At 62.9% G+C, this 2,556-nt stretch carries 2 protein-coding genes; both read right to left on the bottom strand.

Features of this window, described 5'->3' with window-relative positions:
* Positions 1–7: 7 nt before the first annotated feature.
* Complete coding sequence (locus tag E5W87_RS34950) at positions 8–1,306, bottom strand: DUF3419 family protein (protein ID WP_292408386.1); 1,299 nt, start codon at positions 1,304–1,306, stop codon at positions 8–10.
* A gap of 28 nt (positions 1,307–1,334) precedes the next feature.
* Positions 1,335–2,556 (bottom strand): hydantoinase B/oxoprolinase family protein (locus E5W87_RS34945; RefSeq protein WP_292408383.1); only part of this gene is annotated, 1,222 nt, incomplete at its 5' end.

The raw sequence follows: 2,556 nt of genomic DNA, 5'->3' as shown, positions 1-2,556 counted from the left end.
GTCGTGCTCATGCGGCCTGCTTCACATAAAGGTGGAAGCCGCCATAGATGGCCGAACGGTCGCGGGCAGAATATTCGCGCGAGGCGTCGTTCGCATAGCTCCATTGGTCGAGCAGCGAATTCGAAACCCGGCCGGGCAACAGGCTGGGTTCAGCTGCAGTGCGGAAGATGACGCGAGCATGAGTGGACGCGGTGCGGGTGATCTCGGCCCACAGCGCGTTGAGCTGGTCGTCGGTCATCCAGTCCTGCGCGTCGAGCAGGACGAAGCGGTCGACCGAACCGGCATCCTTGCCGGCGAGGAATTCGATCAGATTGGCATGGTGGATGGCAACGCGGTCGACATTGTTGCGGATCGTATTGTAATTGCGCTTTTCGAGATAGGCAGGCAGCGCCGCCTCGCCGGGATTGGGATAGCGGCGGGCAAAAGCCTGCCAGGCGAAATAGTTGTTCTTCAACGGAAAATCGCAAGCGAGCTTTTCAAGCCGGGCCTTCAGCACGCTGGCCATGGTGCCGTCGCCAGAGGTGATCAGCGAATCGTACTGTGCCGGCGGAATGCCGAGCCCGAACAGCGAGGCTTTTCGCGAGGTGGCCCATTTCAGCAACGGCCTCTCGAAGACCGGCGCCAGCTCCTCGTTGAAGAAGCGGCGCTGGTCGGCAAGGCTTTTGGCTTGCATGATGCCGGCCGGATCGACGCCGAAGAATTTGGCGGTGCGGTGACCCATGGCGATGAACAGGCCGAGCAGACCGGTCTGGTAGAAATTGCGGTCGAAGACGGCGATGCGGCGACGGCCGCGCCAGGTGCGACGCTCCCAGTAATGGCGGCTGATCGGATCGAGATGCGGCGCGATGAAGCGGTCGTAGGCCTGCGAATTGTGACGGCTCTTGGCAGCGCCGAAGAAACGGAACAGGTCGCCCTGCGAGGGCAGATGACGCACCGCCTCGAGCTTCATGCGGTTCAGCGCGATATGGGCGGTGTTGAGATCGACGGCGTCGATCCGTTCCGGTGACCGGGTGAGATAGGCGAGGATGTTACAGCCGCCCGAGGCGATGGTGACGACGCGGTGGCCCTGGCCAAGCTGCATCGCGTCCATGTCGACATCGGGGTCCTCCCATATCTGCGGATAGACGAGGCCGGAAAACAGGAAGGCGAAGAGCCGCTCGGAAAGGCCGGCCTTCGACAGCGGGCGATTCTGATAGACGGCCTTGCCAACTTCCTTGCCGCGGCGAAAAACCAGTTCTCCGGAAATGTCGGTCATGGCAAGGCGATTCCCCGTTTGCTTTGCCGCAAGCGGGTAGCGCAGCGTCATGACAGGCCGGTGACAGACGAGCTCAGGCCTAGCCAAATCCACCCGGCGTCGGCGTCGTCACGATGACGGCTTCACCGGCCTCCAGCACCGTCTGGTCGCAAGCCTTCAGGACTTCGACGCGGCCATCCTTGCGGCGGACCTTGGTCGAGCCGGCCTCGCCATCGCCGCCGCCGTCCAGGCCTTGCGGCGGGCGGTTGCGATGCGAGGACAGGATGGCGCATTCCATCTTTTCGAGAAAGCGGATGGTGCGCTTGGTGCCGTCGCCGGCACTCCATTTACCCTTGCCGCCGGAGCCTTCGCGGATGTGGAAATCCTCGAGCAGGACGGGGAAGCGCAATTCCAGCACTTCCGGGTCGGTCAGGCGCGAATTGGTCATGTGGGTGTGGACGCCGGACGTGCCGGCAAAGCCGCGGCCGGAATTCATCCGGCCTGCCGGCGAGCCGGAGCAGATCGTCTCGTAATACTGGTACTGCTTGTTGCCGAAGGTGAGGTTGTTCATCGTGCCTTGCGCGTTGGCCATCGCGCCCATGGCGCCGAACAGCGCGTTGGTGACGTGCTGGGAGGTCTCGACATTGCCGGCGACGACCGCCGCCGGATAGGCGGGTTTCAGCATCGAGCCATCGGGGATGACGATGTTGATGGGTCTCAGACACCCGGCATTCATCGGGATCATGTCCTCGACCATGACGCGGAAGACGTAGAGCACGGCTGCACGGGCGACCGGTTCGGGAGCGTTGAAATTATTCTTCATGACCGGCGACGTGCCGGTGAAGTCGACGGTCGCCTCGCGCTTTTTCCGGTCGACCGAGATCTTCACCTTGATGATCTGGCCGGTGTCGGTCGGATACTCGTATACGGAACTGTCGGGCAGCCGCTCCAACACGCGGCGCACACTTTCGGCTGCGTTGTCCTGGACGTGACCCATATAGGCCTCGACGACATCGAGGCCGAAATGCGCGACCATCTTGCGCAGTTCGGCAACGCCCTTTTCGTTGGCGGCAATCTGCGCCTTGAGGTCGGCGATGTTCTGGTGCGGATTGCGTGCTGGGTAAGGGTGGTCGGTGAGCAGCGTCTCCAGTTCCCTCTCGCGAAACCTGCCGCGATCGACAATGCGGAAATTGTCGAACAGCACGCCTTCCTCGTCGACGGTGGTGGCGAGCGGCGTCATAGAGCCGGGCGCGGTGCCGCCGATGTCGGCATGATGGCCGCGCGAGGCGACGTAGAAGAGGATTTCCTCCCCCCTTGAGGGG

Source organism: Mesorhizobium sp., from assembly GCF_004962925.1.
Taxonomy (GTDB): Bacteria; Pseudomonadota; Alphaproteobacteria; order Rhizobiales; family Rhizobiaceae; genus Mesorhizobium.
The sequence above is the reverse complement of the archived record's forward strand: the minus strand, read 5'-3'. Positions and strand labels throughout refer to the sequence as shown.